Origin of the sequence: Bordetella ansorpii, from assembly GCF_900078705.1 — a bacterium.
In the GTDB taxonomy this organism is placed as follows: Bacteria; Pseudomonadota; Gammaproteobacteria; order Burkholderiales; family Burkholderiaceae_B; genus Bordetella; species Bordetella ansorpii_A.
The window spans coordinates 419,000-437,314 of record NZ_FKIF01000001.1 but is presented as its reverse complement, the minus strand read 5'-3'; the positions used below and the strand labels follow the sequence as shown (position 1 = coordinate 437,314).

At 66.6% G+C, this 18,315-nt stretch carries 16 protein-coding genes; 7 read left to right on the top strand and 9 right to left on the bottom strand.

The window, feature by feature from the left end; genetic code table 11:
* The first annotated feature begins 42 nt into the window (after window positions 1–42).
* Complete coding sequence (gene lpxO, locus A6745_RS01740) at window positions 43–939, top strand: lipid A hydroxylase LpxO (RefSeq protein WP_066122829.1); 897 nt, start codon at window positions 43–45, stop codon at window positions 937–939.
* 94 nt (window positions 940–1,033) lie between these two features.
* Window positions 1,034–1,804, top strand: a complete 771-nt coding sequence (locus A6745_RS01735; protein WP_066122826.1) for an SDR family oxidoreductase — start codon at window positions 1,034–1,036, stop codon at window positions 1,802–1,804.
* Window positions 1,805–1,861: 57 nt separating this feature from the next.
* On the opposite strand, the gene A6745_RS01730 is transcribed toward A6745_RS01735, so the two are convergent.
* The 7 genes from A6745_RS01730 to A6745_RS01705 form a co-directional block, all read right to left on the bottom strand.
* On the bottom strand, window positions 1,862–2,743 hold the full coding sequence (locus A6745_RS01730) for a 2OG-Fe(II) oxygenase (RefSeq protein ID WP_066122823.1): 882 nt from the start codon (window positions 2,741–2,743) through the stop codon (window positions 1,862–1,864).
* Window positions 2,740–3,408 carry a hypothetical protein gene (locus A6745_RS01725; protein ID WP_066122822.1) on the bottom strand — a complete coding sequence of 223 codons (669 nt, stop codon included), beginning with the start codon at window positions 3,406–3,408 and terminating at the stop codon, window positions 2,740–2,742. The genes A6745_RS01730 and A6745_RS01725 overlap by 4 nt, the downstream gene beginning before the upstream one ends.
* Before the next feature lie 28 nt (window positions 3,409–3,436).
* Window positions 3,437–4,885 carry a cytochrome-c peroxidase gene (locus tag A6745_RS01720; protein ID WP_066122821.1) on the bottom strand — a complete coding sequence of 483 codons (1,449 nt, stop codon included), beginning with the start codon at window positions 4,883–4,885 and terminating at the stop codon, window positions 3,437–3,439.
* Window positions 4,886–4,985: 100 nt separating this feature from the next.
* On the bottom strand, window positions 4,986–7,415 hold the full coding sequence (locus tag A6745_RS01715) for an alkaline phosphatase family protein (protein ID WP_197488073.1): 2,430 nt from the start codon (window positions 7,413–7,415) through the stop codon (window positions 4,986–4,988).
* Window positions 7,416–7,739: 324 nt separating this feature from the next.
* Window positions 7,740–8,381, bottom strand: coding sequence for a histidine phosphatase family protein (locus tag A6745_RS01710; protein ID WP_066122818.1), 642 nt, complete (start codon window positions 8,379–8,381; stop codon window positions 7,740–7,742).
* A 118-nt stretch (window positions 8,382–8,499) separates the two neighbouring features.
* The gene (locus A6745_RS28515) at window positions 8,500–8,637 is read right to left on the bottom strand and encodes a hypothetical protein (RefSeq protein WP_156513250.1); all 138 of its coding nucleotides are present in this window, start codon (window positions 8,635–8,637) and stop codon (window positions 8,500–8,502) included.
* A gap of 82 nt (window positions 8,638–8,719) precedes the next feature.
* Complete coding sequence (locus A6745_RS01705; protein ID WP_082852846.1) at window positions 8,720–9,064, bottom strand: FlxA-like family protein; 345 nt, start codon at window positions 9,062–9,064, stop codon at window positions 8,720–8,722.
* A gap of 163 nt (window positions 9,065–9,227) precedes the next feature.
* Here A6745_RS01705 and A6745_RS01700 point away from each other — a divergent pair, with 163 nt between their 5' ends.
* Window positions 9,228–10,541 carry a solute carrier family 23 protein gene (locus A6745_RS01700; protein ID WP_066122814.1) on the top strand — a complete coding sequence of 438 codons (1,314 nt, stop codon included), beginning with the start codon at window positions 9,228–9,230 and terminating at the stop codon, window positions 10,539–10,541.
* 234 nt (window positions 10,542–10,775) lie between these two features.
* Window positions 10,776–12,662, top strand: coding sequence for a hypothetical protein (locus tag A6745_RS01695; protein ID WP_156513249.1), 1,887 nt, complete (start codon window positions 10,776–10,778; stop codon window positions 12,660–12,662).
* On the opposite strand, the gene A6745_RS01690 is transcribed toward A6745_RS01695, so the two are convergent.
* A complete protein-coding gene (locus tag A6745_RS01690) occupies window positions 12,663–13,820 on the bottom strand; it encodes a helix-turn-helix transcriptional regulator (protein ID WP_066122811.1) in 1,158 nt (385 codons plus the stop codon). It abuts the gene before it with no gap.
* A 509-nt stretch (window positions 13,821–14,329) separates the two neighbouring features.
* Between A6745_RS01690 and greA the strand changes: the two genes are divergently transcribed.
* The gene (greA, locus tag A6745_RS01685; RefSeq protein WP_066122810.1) at window positions 14,330–14,806 is read left to right on the top strand and encodes a transcription elongation factor GreA; all 477 of its coding nucleotides are present in this window, start codon (window positions 14,330–14,332) and stop codon (window positions 14,804–14,806) included.
* Window positions 14,807–14,922: 116 nt separating this feature from the next.
* Here greA and A6745_RS01680 read toward each other — a convergent pair whose 3' ends face one another.
* Window positions 14,923–15,519 carry a YhbY family RNA-binding protein gene (locus A6745_RS01680; RefSeq protein ID WP_066122808.1) on the bottom strand — a complete coding sequence of 199 codons (597 nt, stop codon included), beginning with the start codon at window positions 15,517–15,519 and terminating at the stop codon, window positions 14,923–14,925.
* Between the two features lie 18 nt (window positions 15,520–15,537).
* Between A6745_RS01680 and A6745_RS01675 the strand changes: the two genes are divergently transcribed.
* Both A6745_RS01675 and ftsH read left to right on the top strand, forming a co-directional pair.
* Entirely contained in the window at window positions 15,538–16,179 is a 642-nt protein-coding gene (locus tag A6745_RS01675) for an RlmE family RNA methyltransferase (protein WP_066122807.1), read from the top strand.
* 223 nt (window positions 16,180–16,402) lie between these two features.
* Window positions 16,403–18,292 carry an ATP-dependent zinc metalloprotease FtsH gene (gene ftsH, locus A6745_RS01670; RefSeq protein WP_066122805.1) on the top strand — a complete coding sequence of 630 codons (1,890 nt, stop codon included), beginning with the start codon at window positions 16,403–16,405 and terminating at the stop codon, window positions 18,290–18,292.
* Window positions 18,293–18,315 lie beyond the last annotated feature (23 nt).

The following is an 18,315-nucleotide window of genomic DNA, read 5'->3' as shown; positions in this document are numbered from 1 at the left end:
GCCGCGGCTGGGTCCAGGTCATGCGCCTGGCGGGAGTCACTCATGAAATGGTTCATTCTTGCCCTGTTCGTGGTCTGCGCCACCCTGGTGCACTACCGCGGGCGCGTGCGCCATCGCTTTGCCCGGCAGGCGCTGGACCACTCCACGTTCACCGCGCCGATCAACGTCTTCATGTACGCGTTCTCGCGCGTGCCCAACAAGCCGTACATCGAACTCGAAGAGTTTCCCGAACTGGCGCCCCTGATGGCCCGCTGGCGGGACATCCGCGCCGAGGCCGAGCAACTGTTCGGCGAGGGCCACATCAAGGCTGCGGCGGGCTATACCGATGCCGGCTTCAATTCGTTTTTCAAAAGCGGCTGGAAGCGGTTCTACCTGAAGTGGTATGACACCGACCATCCCTCGGCGCGCGCGCTGTGCCCGGTCACCACCGAGCTGCTGGCGGGCATTCCCGGCATCAAGGGCGCCATGTTCGCGGCCCTGCCGCCTGGCAGCAAGTTGCCGCGCCACCGCGATCCGTACGCGGGTTCGCTGCGGTTTCACATGGGCCTGATCACGCCCAACAGCCCCGAGTGCTACATCAACGTCGACGGCCAGAGCTATCACTGGCGCGACGGCGAGGCCGTGGTGTTCGACGAGACCTTCATCCACTACGCCGAGAATCGCACCGACCAGAACCGGATCATCCTGTTCGCGGACGTCGAGCGGCCGATGAAGTACCGCTGGACGCAGAGGGTCAACCATTTCTTCGCCACCGTGCTGCTGCGCTCGGCCACCTCGCCCAACCAGGAAGGTGACCGCACCGGCGGCATCAACCGCATCTTCGGCGGCGTGTACGCCTTCCGCCGTTTCGGCAAGCGCATCAAGAAGTACAACCAGACGCTCTATTACGTGCTGAAGTGGGCGCTGGTGCTGGGCATCCTGGCCCTGATCTTCCTGTAACCAGCTTCCTGTACATTCGCTGCTTGCGGGCCGTAAGCCCGTCCTCGGACCCCCGGCCGGCGAATGGCCGTCCCGGCAGCGACAGGAGATCCCAGTGACGCAGAACATCTTCATCACCGGCGCCAGCAGCGGCCTGGGGCTGGCCCTGGCGCGGCGCTATGCCGCTGGCGGCGCCACATTGGGCCTAGTGGGCCGGCGCGCCGATGCCCTGCGGAGCCTGGCCGCCTCGCTGCCCGGCACCCATCATTGCTACCCGCTGGACGTGCGCGACCGCGCGGCGCTGCATCGGGCCGCGGCCGACTTCCTGGCGAAATGCGCCGGCAAGGTGGACGTGGTGGTCGCCAGCGCCGGTATCAGCGCGGGCACCGTCACCGGAGAGCTGGAAGACTACGAGGTCTTCGAGGCCATCTTCGCCACCAACGTGCTGGCGACCCTGTCCACCTTCGAGCCTTTCATCGGGCCCATGCGCGCCGCGCGCGGCGGCCGCCTGGTCGGGATCGCCAGCGTGGCGGGGGTCCGCGGGTTGCCCGGCGCGGGCGCATACAGCGCGTCCAAATCGGCGGTGGTCACGTATTGCGAAAGCCTCAGGCTGGAGCTGGCCGGCAGCGGCGTGCGGGTCGTCACCATCGCGCCGGGCTACATCAAGACGGCGATGACCGCGCACAACCCCTACCGCATGCCGTTCCTGATGGAGGCCGATGCCTTCGCGCTGCGCGCGCATGAAGCCATCGCGCGCGGCGCCTCGTACAAGGTCATTCCGTGGCAGATGGGGGTGGTGGCCAAGCTGATGCGGCTGCTGCCCAATGCGGTGTACGACCGCCTGGCGCGCAACGCGCCCCGCAAGCCGCGCAAGGGCGGGGCATAGGCCGCGGGGTGCAGGTCAGGGCGGCCGGGTTGCACGGGCCAGGCCGCCTCCACGGCTTCACGCCGACGCCGGAATGAACGCCCGCTCGCGTACCCACTTCGTCGCGATCCATTTCTCGCCGGCGAGCACCGCGGCGCCGGTATGCAGCGACATGGGGTCGGTCTTGCGGGCCGCGTTGCCGTACTCGAAGAACAGCGCCTGCCCGCGCCGCGGCAGCACCGACCATCCCACATGCGGAAACCCGGTTTCCCCGCCAGCGTCCACGTCGTTCAGGTACATGATGAAAGTGGCGATGCGCTGGCCGCTGCGCGCGATCGAGGCCTTGTTGGACTCGTTGGCCGGCATCAGGAAATCGTAGTGCGGCGTGCTTTCGGCGCCAGTCGGATAATGCAGGATCTGCAGCCCTTCGCCGTGCTCCACGGGCAGGCCCGTCAGCTCGGCGATGCGCTTCTCGATGCGCGCCACCAGCGGCGTCTCGCCAGGCTTGAAGAACATGCCCGCGCTGCTGCGATGGTCCGCCACGCGGTCCAGGCCGGTGATCGGATCGACCACGGTGGAGGCCGCCAGCCGCGGCTTCGCCTGGGCGATCAGTTGCCGGCATTCCTCCGCGTCCAGCACGTTGCCCAGCAACGCGGCGCTGGGCCGCTGCAGCCGCGCCAGCACCGGCACGTCGCGCTTGCCCGTCTTCAGCACCGACACGCGGCCCAGGCGGCTCGGATCGGGCACGTACTGGGCCGGCGGCGCATCCAGGTCGAGCTTGCCCGCGGGCATGGGCTCGCCGTAGATCAGGGCGTTCAGCACCGACTGCACCATGGCGACCGCCAGCTCGCCCTCGACCTTGTTGCCCACCAGCTCGCGGACCACGGTCTCGGGCTGGCAGCCCCGCATCAGGTTCTGCGCGATCCAGTCGCGCGCCTCGTTGGCGAAGTTGACGATCATCGCTTGAACAGTTCCTCCGCCACCCAGCCGTCCTTGGTCAGGCGCACGCCCTCGCGCAGTTGCAGGGTGCCGGCACTTTCGACCAGGCGCGCCACCATCGGGAACACGCGCTGGAACTCGGCATCCCTGGTCCAGGGCGCGGGATCGATCCTGTAGGTGTACAGCACCGACGTCCGGGTGTCGTCGCCTTGCTTGACGGGCGGTTCCCAGCCGACCACCTTGTCCAGCGTCAGCGTGGCGACGCAGAAATCGGCCGGGTGCGTGGTCTGCTGGCCTGCCGTGGCAACCACCACGGGCTTGTGCAGGTAGTACTTGTTGCCTTCTTCGGTCAGCGAATACTGCCGCGCCTGCGCCCTGATCTTCTTGCCGTCGTTGTCCGTGCCCTCGACGGGCGTGTCCAGCCCCTTGACCAGGCCCAGCTTCTCGAGCACGGGCATCTGCACGGCATCGCGGGTCTTGGCGGCCTGGTCCTGCTTCGTCACGTACACGGGCCATTCGTACTTGGCCAGGCACACGTGGCCGCGCTCGGCCAGGTAGCGCGTGATGGTGCCGGTGAAGTTCTCCAGGGTGGCATCGGCCGCCGCGGCATGGCAGGTGCCCAGCAGCATCAGGGACAGGGAGAGCGCGGTGCCCGCGTGGCGGGCGGTATTCGAAAATCGTTTCATGGTGGATGAGAGGTACAAGACAGGAAGGTCAGTTCACGCAGGGACCGCTGGTGGGCGGGCTGGCGGGCGGCTTGTAGCCGTCGGTCAGGGTGTCCATGAAGCACAGCAAGTCCTGGATATCGTGCTCGGACAGCACGGGCGCGCTGCCGGGCAGGCGGGGCAGGGTGCCGCCGCCCAGGGTGTTGTCGCCGCCTTCGCCGGTGCCCAGGGGAATCTCTTCGTCGACGTTGCCCTGGAAAGCGACGGGCAGGTCGTTGAACTTCTGCACGGTGGCGCCCGGCACGGACGTCGGAAACAGCGCCCACGACGGGTTGTCCACGGGCGTGCCCGCGCCGCCGGTCTGCGGATACCAGTACTCGGGATTCGTGTCGCGCGTGTTGTAGAAGTGCACGACCTGGTTCAGCGAGTGCATCACGCCGTTGTGGAAGAAGGCATTGCGCGTGGCCACGTTGCGCAGCACCGGTACTTTGAACAGGCCGCAGTACGGGTCCGGCGTGGGGATGCCCGGCGCGCCCGGCGCGTGGTCGGTACGCGTAGGGCCGCACACGCCCATGTCGTAGTAGGTGGCGTCCTGGTTCGCCGGGATCGGCGAGGGATTGTTCGGGATCGACTTGTCGTTGCGCGGCACGCCCAGCGCCTGGTAGGTGAAGTCGCTCATCAGGCCGCTGTTGCCTTCGAAGTTCGCGCCCGGGTAGTGGCACGCCGCGCAGTTGCCGATGCTGCCGCTGTTGAAGATCATCAGGCCGCGCGTCTCCGCCGGCGTCAGGGTGCCGCCCACCTTGTTGTGGGCATAGAGGTCATACTTGCTCGAGTACGGGTGGAAGCTGGCGTCTTCGCGCTGGAACGCCTCGATGGCGCGGCCGACGTAGGCGAAGGCGGCGTCGGTGGTGCCGAACGCGTCCGCGCCGAAGGCCTGCTTGAACAGGCCGGCATAGGCCCCTGCCTGCACGGCCTGGACCACGGCCGCTTTCGAGGGGTTGTTCATCTCGACGGGGTTCAGCAGCGGCAGGCCGGCCTGGTCGGCCAGCGTCGCGGCGCGGCCATCCCACATGAAGCCGCCGCCCGGAGAATCGGACGTCACGTTGTCCGGGTTCGGCGCGTTGTCGTCGTAGGGCGGCGTCGCGTCGCGGTAGCGCAGCGACGGCACGGCGCGCTGCCCGGATACCGAGGGGTCGGAGCCCAGCTGCACGGCCAGGCTGTTGGGCGGGCCGTAGGCGTATGCGGGATCGTGGCAGGTGGCGCACGACATGTTCTTGCCGCCGGACAGGTTCTTGTCGAAGAACACTTTCTGGCCGACCTGGGCCGCAAGGCTCAGCTTGCTGGCCGGCGCGCTGGAGGTGTCCGCGCCGCCCGGGCCGGAGCCGGGCTCCGACGACGGGGGCGAACCCGAGTCGTCGCTGCCGCCGCAGGCCGACAGGCCCAGCAGGACGGTGGACAACAGCACCGTATACAACATGCCCGAATGGACCTTGCGCATCTCTTTTCCTTTACCGTTTCAATGAAGCAGGCAGGAAGCGGGCAAAGTCCGCTTCCTGCCTGATCAGTGCTTGCTGCTGGCTTGCAATGGCATCAGGCGCTTACTTCACGGCCCAGATGTTCAGCTGGCTGAGGTCCGGGCCGACCTGCGGGACGACCACGCCATCCAGCACGGGGTTGCCGTTGGAGTCCTTCACGCCCGAGATGTCCAGCGGATTCAGCTTCTGCGCGTAGCCGGCCGGGATCACGTAGGCGTGGTTGATCGGGCGCACCGAGTCGAAGTGCGTGTCGGCGCTGCCTGCGAACTCCGGCAGGTTCATGATGTTCTGCGCAATGAACGCTTCCGTGTACTTCGCGCGGTTCAGGTAGGTCGAGTCGTCGCCCGGATCGCCGATCTGGAACATGTCCTGCAGCGTGCGGACCAGCGCGAAGTGGCTGTACGCGTCGCTGTCGACCACGCCCTTCTTGGCGGTGCCCACGTCCTGCTGGTTGGTGATGACGCCGAAGATCGAGTTGCCGTGGCCGAAGTTGCCGCGGTCATAGTTCGTCGGAGCCGTGCCCATCGTGACCTTGCCATCGGTGCTGACCTTCAGCGGCGCGGCGCCCGCGCCGCGGCCGGCAGCGTTCCAGCCGCAGCACGCGGTGCTCGAGCCTTCGCCTTCGTCGAACATCACGATGATCGCGACACGCTTGTTCTTGTTGTTCCACAGCGCCGACTTCTGGATGCGGTCGACGACCTTCTGCAGGTAGATGTCGGCGCGCGTGATGCCGACGGCCTGGCCGTTGTTGTTGTTGGCGCAGCTCAGGTCGCTGCCCACGCCGTGCATGTCGTCGCACTGGTCGGGCACGATGAAGTTCAGGTTGCCCACGTCGCCCGTGTCCAGATCCTTGCCGAACTGGTCATAGATCCACTTCGACTTGTCGTACTCGGGATAGACCGACGAGTTCTTCCAGGCGGCTTCGTCGTACTGCGTGCCGAAGATGGTGCGGTTGTCGGCGTAGAACTCGGGCAGGTTGCGCGCCGATTGATAGGCGATCGACGGGCCGTGCTTGACCTTGTACAGGCCGCCCACGACGGCGAAGTCCGGCGTGCCGGTGATGGTGCCGTTCTGGCCGATCAGGTCTTTCTCGCTGTACGTGGCGGTGACGGCGGGGTCGGCGATGCTGTCGGCACGCGCGTCCTGGCCCGGGTTCATCGACTCGTTGTACGTGCGCACGGTCAGGCCGGCCTTGGACATCAGCGAGAACAGGTTGTCGCCCGGGACGTTGTGCGCGGCGATCGCGCCGGCCACGGGGTTGTCGCCGCAGGTCGTGCTGGTCGCGCTGTAGCTGGCCAGGTGGGCGCTGTCCTTGGGCGGCAGCACGCCGGTAACCGGCAGAGGCTGGCCGTCGGAGGCCACGCCACCCGGGAACGCCTTGTCCTTCAGCGCGTAGTCGCCCACCGCGCCGCAACCCCACCAGCTGTCGTCGGTGATGCCGTTGTCGTCGCCGCCGCCCAGTGCCGTGTAGTTCGGCTCGGAGGGGTTGCCGGTCGAGTAGTAGGTGCTCAGCTGGTTGTAGGTGCTGAGGAGGTAGTTCATGAACGGCGCGCGCGGGTTCTTCAGCACCGCGTCCGTCGACTTGTTCTCTTCCATGATGATGAAGATGTGGTCGTAGGCTGGGATGCCCTCGATCTCGAACGCGGCCTGCTGCGACTGCGCGAAGGTGATCTTCGTCTGGGTCTGGGCCGGGTGCACCGAGGTGGCCTTGCTCACGCCGGGCATGTCGACCACGCGCGGATCGCCACCGGCCACCGCCAGGTTGTCGGGGTACATGTCGCCGCGGTCGAGCTTCTTGGCGGCGTAGGCGTAGCGGTTGGCCAGCATGTTGTCCTGGTACAGCAGGGCATACTGCGTGGCGGCGTCGCCGACCTGGTTGACGTCGGACAGCACGTTGGCCGCGGTGATGCTGGCCTGGCCCAGGTTGAAGGCCGGGCCGTTCAGCTTGGCGGCCAGGGCGGCCTTCTCGGTGGCGTAGTCGGTGCCGTTGGCTTCGACCAGGCGCTGCACTTCGCTGGACATCGGGCTGATGACGATCTTGTCGGCGCCCTGTTCGGCGATCTGGGCGGCGGATGCGCGCAGGATCATGTGCGTCGGGCCCTGTTCGCCGGTGGCCTTGCTGGTGGCGCTGGGGGTGATGTCGGCGACCAGCTGGCCCTGGTTGCGGGTGGTCAGCGTGAAGTGGCCGTTGGCGTCGGTCCTGGTGGTCGTTTCGTCGCTGTCGGCGATGCCGTTGCCGTTGGCGTCGACGAAGACGGTCGCGTTGGCGAAGTACGTGGGCTTGAGGGTCGGATTGCCCGAGGCGTTGCCCGGCACGTAGGCGCTGGAGGCCACGCTGCCGCTGAAGGTGGTGGCGACGGGCGTGCCGCCGCCGTTGTCACCGCCGTTGTTCGACTGGCTGTCGTCATCGCCACCGCCGCCGCCGCAAGCGGCCAGCATACACGCCGCGGCAATGGCCGTCAGCGACGTGGTCAACCGAGGTTTGTTCAACATAGACACGATAAGTCCCTCAAGGTGAATAAAGGCGGCTGCACGCCATTTCAGGAGCAGCCATCCACGGATCGGGACGCATCATGAACGCAAAGTCTGACAGTCTTTTGCGATTTCGCTGACGGTCAATTGATCGTTTGCTGACGGTAAATTGAGCTTATAGGGAAGGGTCGCCAGAGGCGGCGGAAGTTTTTTAAGGGCGCCAGCGGGTGGGCGCCGGGCGGCCGCCCCGATGGGGCCGCGCCGCGATCCGCGCAGGGGTGCCGCGGGGATCCCGTGGCGTCATGCGGGGGCCGGGCGAGGGCCCGGCCAAGTGAGAATGATTCTTCAGACGACGTCGTCGCGCGCGCATTCGTCCATGTGCGCGACGTCGCCCCAGCCGATCACCTGCCACCGGCCGTCTTCCACACTGACGCGGTTGATGCTGGCGTTGAGCATCGGGGTGTCGCGCGGTCCGTTCAGCGGCAGTCCCCGGGCGTGGCGCCAGATGATGTCCAGCACGCCGCCGTGGGTGAACGCCAGCACGCGTTCGCCGGCATGGCGCGGGGCGATGTCGTTCACCGAGGCCAGGATCCGGGCCTGGAACTGGCCCAGCGTCTCGCCGCCTTCCAGCACGCGCGCCGGGTCGCGGCTTTTCCAGGCCGCGGCGGCTTCGGGCGCCTGTTCATCCAGCGTGTCGTAGGACAGTCCTTCCAGCACGCCGAAGCCGCGCTCGCGCAGGCCGGGCTCGGTGCGCACGCGCAGGCCCAGACGCTGCGAGGCGGGCAGGGCGGTGTCATGGGCACGCCGCAGGTCGCTGCTGTAGATCGCCGCGAAAGGCGTCTGCCGGGCTTCCGCCTCAAGGCGCTCCGCCACCAGGGCCGCCTGGTTGACGCCCAGCGGATTCAGCGGGGTGTCCTGCCAGCCTTGCAGGCGGCGTTCCAGGTTCCAGGCGGTCTCGCCATGGCGGATGAACCAGAATTCAGTCATGCGTGATCGTCCACGCGGGAGGAAGACATCGCGGCGTCCCGCGGCGCCGTCCGGCGCGCCAGCCGCGCCGCAGCCGGCAGCTTAGCGCGGGGCGCGGCCGCCCGCCAGATCGCCGGGTTCAACGCTGCGGGATCTTCAGCCCCGCCTGGATCAGCGGCCCGCTCTGTTTCCGGAGCATGATCGACGGGGTGTCCAGCGACTGCGACTGGCGGTTGTCTTCCTCGATGCGCAGGGCGCTGTGCCGCACCCGTTGCATCTGCCTGGCCAATTGGCCGAGCGCCAACGCGGCGGCGCCCGGCGGGGCGAATGGCCGCCGGGCGAGTGATTCGCCCAGGGGGTCAGGCGGTGATGCCTTGCTTCGAGGCGGCCTGCAGCTTCTGGTTCTGCAAGGTCTGGATCTGGCCCTGGATGGTCGTGGCCTGGGCATTGAGCGCCTGCAATTGCGCGGCTTTCTGTTCCTCCGTGGCGTTGCTGGCTTCCACCCGCTTGATCTGCTGCATCAGGCGTTCCAGCTGGCGCTGCAACTGCGTGATGGCCTTGTCGGTCGCATCCTGGCTTTCCGACGTGGAGCTTGCGGCGCCTGCGGAGCTGGCCACGTCGCCCGTGCGCACGTTGAGCCCTGCTTCCTTGCCCGCATACGGGTTGGCAGTGGTGAGATTGCTGGAAATCGACGAAATGGACATGGCGGCTCCGGTAAGGGTGACGTACTTTACCCGTCCGTGGCGTCTCTGGCACTGACTTGATCCACCCGGCGGACAGGTCTATCGGCTCGCGGCCATTCGCCCTTACACTGGCGCCCGCTTGGCCACCATCACCCATAAATAGCCCAGAACATACGGGGGTTCCATGTCCGATTCCTACTTTCCTCGCTGGCGCGTGGTCGCCGATCCCGCGCCGGGGGCCGTCATCGCGCCCGACGAGCGCCTGTCCTGGTCCAAGAACGCCGCCATGGGGGCCCAGCACGTGGTCGCCATGTTCGGCTCGACCGTGCTGGCGCCGCTGCTGATGGGCTTCGATCCCAATGTCGCGATCCTGATGTCTGGCATCGGCACGCTGATCTTCTTTCTGTTCGTGGGCGGCCGCGTGCCCAGCTATCTCGGTTCGAGTTTCGCCTTCATCGGCGGGGTGGTGGCCGTGACGGGCTACGCGGGCGGCGGCCCGAATGCGAACATCGGCGTGGCGCTGGGCGCCATCATCGCCTGCGGTCTGGTGTACGCGCTGATCGGCGTGGGCGTCTGCGCGGCAGGCAGGCGGGCCGCCGGCTGGATCGAGGCGCTGATGCCGCCCGTGGTCACGGGCGCCGTGGTCGCGGTGATCGGTCTCAACCTGGCGCCCATCGCCGCCAAGGGCGCCATGGGCCAAGGCACGTTCGACGCCGTCATGGCGCTGGTCACCATCGTCTGCGTGGGCGGTATTGCCGTGTTCACGCGCGGCATGGTGCAACGGCTGCTGATCCTGGTCGGCCTGATACTGGCCTGCGTCGTGTATGCGATCTGCGCCAACGGCCTGGGGCTGGGCAAGCCGATCGACTTCTCCGGCGTGGCCGCGGCGGCCTGGCTGGGCCTGCCGCATTTTTCCGCGCCGGTCTTCCAGGCCGACGCCATGGGCCTGATCGTCCCCGTGGCCATCATCCTGGTCGCCGAGAACCTGGGCCACGTCAAGGCGGTCAGCGCCATGACCGGCCGCGACATGGACCGCTACCTGGGCCGCGCGTTCATCGGCGACGGCGTGGCGACCATGGTGTCCGGCGCCGTGGGCGGCACGGGCGTCACCACCTACGCCGAGAACATCGGCGTGATGGCGGTCACCCGCATCTATTCCAGCATCGTGTTCGTCATTGCCGCGCTGATCGCCATCGCCCTGGGCTTCTCGCCCAAGTTCGGCGCGCTGATCCAGACCATTCCCGGCCCCGTGCTGGGCGGCATGTCGGTCGTGGTGTTCGGCCTGATCGCGATCGCTGGCGCGCGCATCTGGGTGGTGAACCGCGTCGATTTCAGCGACAACCGCAACCTGATCGTGGCGGCCGTCACCCTGGTGCTGGGCGCGGGCGATTTCACCCTGAAGCTGGGCGGCTTCCTGCTGGGCGGCATCGGCACCGCCACCTTCGGCGCAATCATCCTGTACGCGCTGCTGCGCGGCGGCGCGCGCCGCCCGGAATAGGCCGGTTCAGGGCTGGCGGCGGCACGATCCGCCGCGGCCCGCGCAACCCGGGCAATGGCCCGGGCGCTGGTGGCCTCGGGAGGCGTCTTGTTCCCTTCGTGCCCTCCGTTCCGGCCTGGCGGAATACCGCCGAAATTCTGCGCAATGTCATGCCCCATTTTGGGTATGGATATCAGTCGTGGCGTTCCATAGAGTAGCGAATCTCCAACTAAACAATGGGAAAGAGATTCCATCATGCGAATGCCCTATCGGATGTGCGCGTTGGTCCTGGCCGTCTCGGCCGCCTTGTCGGCTTGCGGAGGCGGCGGTGACGACGATGACAAGAATTCGGGAGGCACCACTCCTCCCGTAACCACCCCGGAAACGCCGAGCGACGGCAAGGTCACCGGCAGCATCTCGGGGACCGTTGCCTCGGGCCTGGCCATGATCGGAACGGTCACGGTCAAAGATGCGCTGGGCGTCACCAAGACGGTCGACATAGGCGAAAACGGCAGCTACGAAGTCGATGTCACCGGCATGACCGCGCCTTTCGTGTTCCGTGCGGAGGGTACGGTCGGCGGCCGCAGGACCATCCTGCATTCGGCGGCCATCGCCGCGGATGCCCGGGGCACCATCAACATCACGCAGCTGACCGATCTCATCGTCGCCAATATCGCGGGCCAACTGGCCGCCAACTACTTCGACGCCGGCAACTTCGGCACGCTGTCCGTGGATGAGTTGAACGCCGAAGTGGCTGGCCTGAAGGCCAAGCTGCTGCCCGTGCTGCAAGCCATGGGTGTCGAGGACAGCATCGACTTGCTGCGCACCTCCTTCACGCCCCAATCCAGCGCGCTGGACAAGGCGCTGGACGTGCTGAGCATCAACTACGCCGACGGCGTGGCCTCCATCACCAATCTGGTCACGCAGCAGAAGATCGAGGACGCCCTGTTGACCAAGGCTGCCCAGGAAGCCAATGCGCCCGCGCTGCCCGCAACCGGCATGGACACGGCCGCCGCCGACATCGACGCCATCCGCGCGATGCTGGTCAACTTCAACAACCTGTTCGCCACGAACGCGCCGTCGGCGCAGGCTATCCGTGCCTTCCTGGTCGAAGGCGAGGGCAGCGGCCGCAAGTACTCGTTCCGCCATCAGGACGAGAACGCCGACCGCTTCGCCAGCGAACTGGCCAGCGACCCGGCGCTGGTGGGAGGCCACTTCGTGGACGTGGCCTTCAATCGGATCAACTACACGATCAACGATGACAATCTGGCTCCGCGTGCGTGGATCGATTTCACGCACAAGGACAAGAACGGCGTGATCTTCAGCGTCCAGGAGAACTTCCAGGTGGTGAAAGGGGCGGACAACGTCTGGCGCATGCGTGGCAACAGCAGCGTGCTGGCCGTCGACGCCGTGGCGCTGAACGTCAAGGTCGGGGGCTCCGGTTGCGTCAGTACCGGCCTCGAGTTCAACATCGAAGAGGTCAACCCCAACAACAGCGGCGATACGGCCTATGTGCTGGTCACCGGCCCCGGCCTGCCGACGGGCGGTCTCAAGTACCTTCGCGCCAACGTGAACGGCGACTACTGGACGCTGTCAGGCCAAGGCAATCTCGATGGCACTCGCTACTACCGTATGGCGACCTCGTGCATGAATACGCCGTCGGCGGGTCTCACCGATGCGGCCATCCAGGCGATTCCCGCCAATGCGGTCTATACCGTGACCGGCTACACGTCGGCCGACGTTGCCTCCCTCATCACGGATTCGACGTTCCCCGTCACGGCCAGCCGCCGTGTGGCGCGTCCGCTGACCTTGACCGAAGCCCGCGCAGCGGCGTTCCCCTTGGTCACCACGTCCTCGCCGCTGGCCAGCTACAACGGCGGCACCATGACCGTCTCGGCCACTGGCCTGAACCCCGCCGTGGCGACGTCCATCGCGCTGTCCCTGGCGGGTACGAGCGGCTATCAGTACGAAGACCAGGACGTGTCCACGGCCACGGACGGCACGGCATCCGCCGTCTTCAACCTGTCCGCGTCCGATCTGGGCACGATCCAGTATCGCGAAGCACGCGTCGGCACCACGGATGACGTCTTCCGTGAACTGCTGACGACGACCAGCGTGATGACGCCCGTTTCAGTCGAGTAATCACTCCGATGGCCGCGCCCAGCGCAGCAGCGCCGGGCCGGTCAGCAAGGTGCGCACGAAGTCGGATTGGCGGCCCACGCCTGCCTTGGCCGCCGCCGATTTGTATTGCGTGCGCACCGTCTGGACAGAAAGGCCCTGGCGCTCGGCGTATTCCGCGAGCGACAGGCCATGCGCCAGCGCCTGCGCCAGCCGCGACTCGGCGGCCGTCATGCCGTACAGGCTCTGCAGGATATCCATCAACGACGGGATTTCCAGCGCGGGATCGGTGATGAACACCACGCCCGCGGTGTGCGCGCTGAAAGGCTCCGCCTTCAAGGGCAATGGCGCCACCAGCAGTTGCAATTGCGCGCCCGCCAAGCCGTGCAGTCGCAGCACGCTGCCCGCATGCAAAGGCAGGCCCGCCCCGGTGGCCACCACATCCCGCATGGCGCGTTGTAGCCGCTGGTCGTCGCGTGGGGCCACGGCGTGCAGCGTATCGTCCGCCTCGAAGCGCAGAAGACCGGTGGCCCGCGTCAAGGCATGGGCACGCGCATTGGCATGCAGCACCTCGGCGCGGCCATCCAGCAGCACCACACCCATGGGCAGGTTCTCCAGCGCCGCCAGCGAGGTCTGCGCCAACGCTTCGGCACGGTGCAGCCGGCGGTACAGCGCGAAGGCGGTCTGCAGATGCGGAACCAGGCTGCGCATGCGTGCCTCTTCCCGTTCGTTATACGGACCTTGCCACTTGCTGCGCACCGCCGTGCAATTGAACGAGCGCTGCGCGCGCTTCTCGACGATGACCGCCAGCGTATAGAACAGATCCTGCGGCTGCAGCCAGTCGGCGTACCACTCCGTGCGGGTCAGGTGATTGTCGGGATAGCACTCCGAGCCGCTGAGGATCTGCCCTTCTACGTGGTATCGCTCGTTGGCCGTCCAGACGTTGACGCGGCAGTAGTGCGCTTCGAAGCTGCGCAGGGCCTCTTCACTGAAGCCGTGCTGGGCTGACAGCGAGGTCGGGCCACCGAGGGCGCGGGCCGAGCGGTCCGAGAAATCGTATCCCCAGATCAGGGCCGCCTGCGACGAGAAGGCGACGGTGAAGTGCGCCAGGAAATCGGTCCAGCGCCCAGGGTCGAGCGCCGCCTCGTAGAGGCTGTGGATGAGGTGTTGTCCGTCTTCCATCCGTGTCGCGCCGCCTGGCCCAAGGAGGCGGATGCCCCTTGAAGAGTCCGCGCGATTCTACAGGGGTAAGCCGGCTGTCAGCGATGGGGAAAGCGCGCATTTACCTTTCTTGATGCTGTCTTTGGGCGCCCTCTGTGAGAAGCGCCGCCGGGCCGCGGGAGGGGCCTTGCAATTCCCCCGGACTTTGACCACAATGAGGTTTGATCTGCCCCGGTTCCGACCCGAGCCGGGGTTTTGTTTTGGTCGACGCCCAGCCGCCTGGACAGCAACCGCATCGCCATTGCGTGTCGCTGCCATCCGTAGCCCGCGCTACGCGGCCGGTACGATCCATAAAGAGGGGACACAAGACTGCGTGCGCCGGCCAGGCGCCTGCGCCGTCTTCTCTTTTGGGTTTTCATTCGTCCGGTACAGCGGCAGGTTTCCCAGCGAAACCCACCAGGCGGTCCGCTCGGCCTTTCACTCAGAAACGCTCCATCGGGGGCGTTTTCTACTTTTGTTTGGGAAACGACATGGCTGCCATTCCTTTGACTGTGCGCGGGGCGGAGCGCTTGAACCAAGAGCTGCACAGGCTCAAGACTGTCGAGCGCCCGTCCGTCATCAATGCCATCGCCGAAGCGCGTGCGCAGGGTGATCTGTCGGAGAACGCCGAGTACGACGCCGCGCGCGAGCGCCAGGGCTTCATCGAAGGCCGTATCGCCGAGCTGGAAGGCACGCTCTCGAACGCCCACCTGATCGACCCGACGGCCGTCGAGAGCGAAGGCCGCGCCGTGTTCGGCGCCACGGTCGAGATCGAAGACCTGGAATCCGGCGACCACCTGACCTACCAGATCGTGGGCGACGTCGAGGCCGACATCAAGTCGAACCTGATCTCGGTGTCCAGCCCGGTGGCGCGTGCCCTGATCGGCAAGTCCGAAGGCGACGTGGTGGAAGTGAAGGCGCCGTCCGGCGTGCGTGAATACGAAGTGATCAGCGTGCGCTATATCTGAGTGCAACGCGGGCCGGACAGGCGCTGTCTCGCGCCGCCGGCCCTCGGGCTGTCAGGCCCGGCGCGCCGCCGGGCGTCTTGCGGGGCAGGGCAGCCGCCCCACCCATCCGGATATCATTATTTCTTGACGGTCCTGCTGGTCTTGCGGGCGGGGCCGGTGGCGCGGCGGGCGCCGGCGCGCAGGCTGAGCGCGCTGCCTGCACGGCGCGGTACGCCGTGGGCGGGCGCCTTGCGGGTGCTGGGACGAGCCGGGCGGTCGGCCTGCAGCGCATCGCGCGAAGGACGTGCCGGCGTGGCGTCTTCTTCGTTCGTGCGGCGTGGCGCGCGCGCCTTGGTGACGCGCTTGCCTTCGGCGGCCAGTTTCTTGGGCGTGTACGGCTCGGACGCCTTGCGCTTGGGTGCGTGGTCGTCGTCGCGGGCCGCGGGTTTCACGTTGCCGGGTTGGCGGCGATACAGGATCAGGGTCTTGCCCAGATGGTGCACCGCGGCGCAGGACAGCGTGTCGCAGATGGTGGCGAGCATGGCCTCGCGCGCTTCGCGGTCGTCGCCGCCGGCGCGAACCTTGATCAGGCCGTGCGCGTTCAGGGCCGAGTCGATCTCCTTGAGAACGGCTTCGGTCAGGCCGTTGTCACCGATCAACACGACCGGCCGCAGCGGGTGGGCCGCGGAACGCAGTTCACTGCGTTCGCGAGAGGTAAGTTCTAATATAGGCATGCGTGGAATTGTACGGGAATGGCCAAGAATAAATTCTCCAAAGACTGGATTCACCAGCACATCAACGATCCGTACGTCAAACTGGCGCAACAGAAAGGGTACCGGGCTCGGGCGGCGTTCAAGCTGATCGAGATCGCCGACACCGAGAAACTGTTGCGCCGGGGCGATGTGGTCGTCGACCTGGGGTCGGCGCCGGGCAGTTGGTCGCAGGTGGCCCGCGAACGCCTGGCCGGGCCGGGCGGGATCGTCGACGGTCGCATCATCGCGTTGGACATCCTGCCGATGGACCCCATCGCGGGGGTGGAATTCATCCAGGGCGACTTCCGTGAGGACGCCGTCCTCGAGCAACTGAACGAATTGGTCGGATCGCAGGCGGTAGACCTTGTAATTTCCGACATGGCCCCCAACCTGTCCGGAGTCGGCGTGGCGGACTCGGCTCGCATCCAGCATTGCTGCGATCTGGCGCTGGAGTTTTCCTGCGCGCATCTCACGCCCGACGGCGCCCTGATCGTGAAGGCGTTCCATGGCAGCGGGTTCTCGCAGATCGTGGAGTCCTTCAAGCAGCGGTTCCGGCGGGTGGTCGAGCGCAAGCCCAAGGCGTCGCGGGACAAGTCGTCCGAAACCTTCCTGGTCGGCCGCTATCTGAAACAACACGCGTAACCGGACGCGCGCGGGTCGTCCGGCATTTGTAACCGCTGCAAGAGGTCCATCACCGGGTCCGTCCCGGTTATCTGCGCGCAAACGCGCGAAAACGCGTTCTTTCCCGACAGGGTAGAATGAGTCATTCACATGAAAAAGTGGCTGCGCTTTACGGTTTTTTCCGCGGGTGCAAACCAAGTATCGATCGCAGCCACCGGTCGGAATCGAGAGCAGGAGATCGGCCTTGAACAATTCGTTTTCTAAAGTCGCGGTCTGGATGGTGATCGCACTGGTGCTGTTCACGGTATTCAAGCAGTTCGATGGCCGTGCGCAAAGCCAGGACGGCGTCACGTATACCCAGTTCATGGACGACGCCAAGGCAGGCCGTATCCGCAAGGTCGACGTACAGGGCGACGTGCTCTACGTCACCCCCGACGCGGGTCGCCAGTACACGCTGACCTCGCCCGGCGACCTCTGGATGGTCTCCGATCTGCTGAAGTACGGTGTGCAGGTGTCCGGCAAGGCGCGCGAAGAGCCGTCGCTGCTGATGAGCATCTTCGTGTCGTGGTTCCCCATGCTGCTGTTGATCGGCGTGTGGATCTTCTTCATGCGTCAGATGCAGGGCGGTGGCCGCGGCGGCGCGTTCAGCTTCGGCAAGTCGCGCGCCCGCATGCTCGACGAGAACACCAACCAGATCACCTTCGCCGACGTCGCGGGTTGCGACGAAGCCAAGGAAGACGTGCAGGAACTGGTCGACTTCCTGCGCGACCCCAGCAAGTTCCAGAAGCTGGGCGGCCGCATTCCGCGCGGCGTGCTGATGGTCGGGTCGCCCGGTACCGGCAAGACGCTGCTGGCCAAGGCCATCGCAGGCGAAGCCAAGGTGCCGTTCTTCAGCATCTCGGGTTCCGACTTCGTCGAAATGTTCGTCGGCGTGGGCGCTGCCCGTGTGCGCGACATGTTCGAGAATGCCAAGAAGCACGCTCCGTGCATCATCTTCATCGATGAAATCGATGCGGTCGGCCGCCAGCGTGGCGCCGGCCTGGGCGGCGGCAACGACGAGCGCGAACAGACCCTGAACCAGATGCTGGTCGAGATGGACGGCTTCGAGTCGGGCCAGGGCGTCATCGTCATCGCCGCCACCAACCGCCCCGACGTGCTGGATCCCGCGCTGCTGCGTCCGGGCCGCTTCGACCGCCAGGTCGTGGTGCCGCTGCCCGACATCCGCGGCCGCGAGCAGATCCTCAAGGTCCACATGCGCAAGGTGCCCCTGGCCACCAACGTCGACGCCACCGTGCTGGCACGCGGCACGCCGGGCTTCTCCGGCGCCGACCTGGCCAACCTGGTGAACGAAGCCGCCCTGTTCGCGGCGCGCCGCAACGGCCGCACCGTCGACATGTCCGACTTCGAAAAGGCCAAGGACAAGATCATCATGGGCGCCGAGCGCCGCTCGATCGTCATGCCCGAAGAGGAACGCAAGAACACCGCTTACCACGAGTCCGGCCATGCCATCGTCGCGCGCATGCTGCCCAAGACCGACCCGGTGCACAAGGTCACCATCATCCCGCGCGGCCGTGCGCTGGGCGTGACCATGCAGTTGCCCGAGACTGATCGCTACAGCATGGACAAGGGCCGCCTGCTGTCCACCATCGCGGTTTTGTTCGGCGGCCGCATCGCCGAAGAGATCTTCATGGACCAGATGACCACCGGCGCCTCGAACGACTTCGAACGCGCCACGGCCATCGCCCGCGACATCGTCACGCGCTACGGCATGACCGACGAACTGGGCCCCATGGTGTACGCCGAGAACGAAGGCGAGGTCTTCCTCGGCCGCAGCGTCACCAAGACCACGCACGTGTCCGAAGCGACCATGCAGAAGGTCGACTCCGAGATCCGCCGCATCATCGACGAGCAGTACGGCGTCGCGCGCAAGATCTTGGAAGACAACCGCGACAAGGTCGAGGTCATGACGGCCGCGCTGCTCGAATGGGAAACCATCGACGCCGACCAGATCGACGACATCATCAACAATCGTCCCCCGCGTCCCCCCAAGACGCCGCAAGGTCCGTCCGACTCGTCCGATACGCCTCCGGCGTCGGGCTTGGCCGCGGGCGGCAGCACGGCAGCCGCCGTCTGATGGCCGCATAGCGGCCAAGGTCT

What these genes read in the sequence shown, in the direction of transcription:
- lpxO (WP_066122829.1), top strand. Translation starts at nt 43, where the DNA reads ATGAAATGGTTCATTCTTGCCCTGTTCGTGGTCTGCGCCACCCTGGTG.
- A6745_RS01730 (WP_066122823.1), bottom strand. Translation starts at nt 2,743, where the DNA reads ATGATCGTCAACTTCGCCAACGAGGCGCGCGACTGGATCGCGCAGAAC.
- A6745_RS01725 (WP_066122822.1), bottom strand. Translation starts at nt 3,408, where the DNA reads ATGAAACGATTTTCGAATACCGCCCGCCACGCGGGCACCGCGCTCTCC.
- A6745_RS01720 (WP_066122821.1), bottom strand. Translation starts at nt 4,885, where the DNA reads ATGCGCAAGGTCCATTCGGGCATGTTGTATACGGTGCTGTTGTCCACC.
- A6745_RS01715 (WP_197488073.1), bottom strand. Translation starts at nt 7,415, where the DNA reads ATGTTGAACAAACCTCGGTTGACCACGTCGCTGACGGCCATTGCCGCG.
- A6745_RS01710 (WP_066122818.1), bottom strand. Translation starts at nt 8,381, where the DNA reads ATGACTGAATTCTGGTTCATCCGCCATGGCGAGACCGCCTGGAACCTG.
- A6745_RS28515 (WP_156513250.1), bottom strand. Translation starts at nt 8,637, where the DNA reads ATGCAACGGGTGCGGCACAGCGCCCTGCGCATCGAGGAAGACAACCGC.
- A6745_RS01705 (WP_082852846.1), bottom strand. Translation starts at nt 9,064, where the DNA reads ATGTCCATTTCGTCGATTTCCAGCAATCTCACCACTGCCAACCCGTAT.
- A6745_RS01700 (WP_066122814.1), top strand. Translation starts at nt 9,228, where the DNA reads ATGTCCGATTCCTACTTTCCTCGCTGGCGCGTGGTCGCCGATCCCGCG.
- A6745_RS01695 (WP_156513249.1), top strand. Translation starts at nt 10,776, where the DNA reads ATGCGAATGCCCTATCGGATGTGCGCGTTGGTCCTGGCCGTCTCGGCC.
- A6745_RS01690 (WP_066122811.1), bottom strand. Translation starts at nt 13,820, where the DNA reads ATGGAAGACGGACAACACCTCATCCACAGCCTCTACGAGGCGGCGCTC.
- greA (WP_066122810.1), top strand. Translation starts at nt 14,330, where the DNA reads ATGGCTGCCATTCCTTTGACTGTGCGCGGGGCGGAGCGCTTGAACCAA.
- A6745_RS01680 (WP_066122808.1), bottom strand. Translation starts at nt 15,519, where the DNA reads ATGCCTATATTAGAACTTACCTCTCGCGAACGCAGTGAACTGCGTTCC.
- A6745_RS01675 (WP_066122807.1), top strand. Translation starts at nt 15,538, where the DNA reads ATGGCCAAGAATAAATTCTCCAAAGACTGGATTCACCAGCACATCAAC.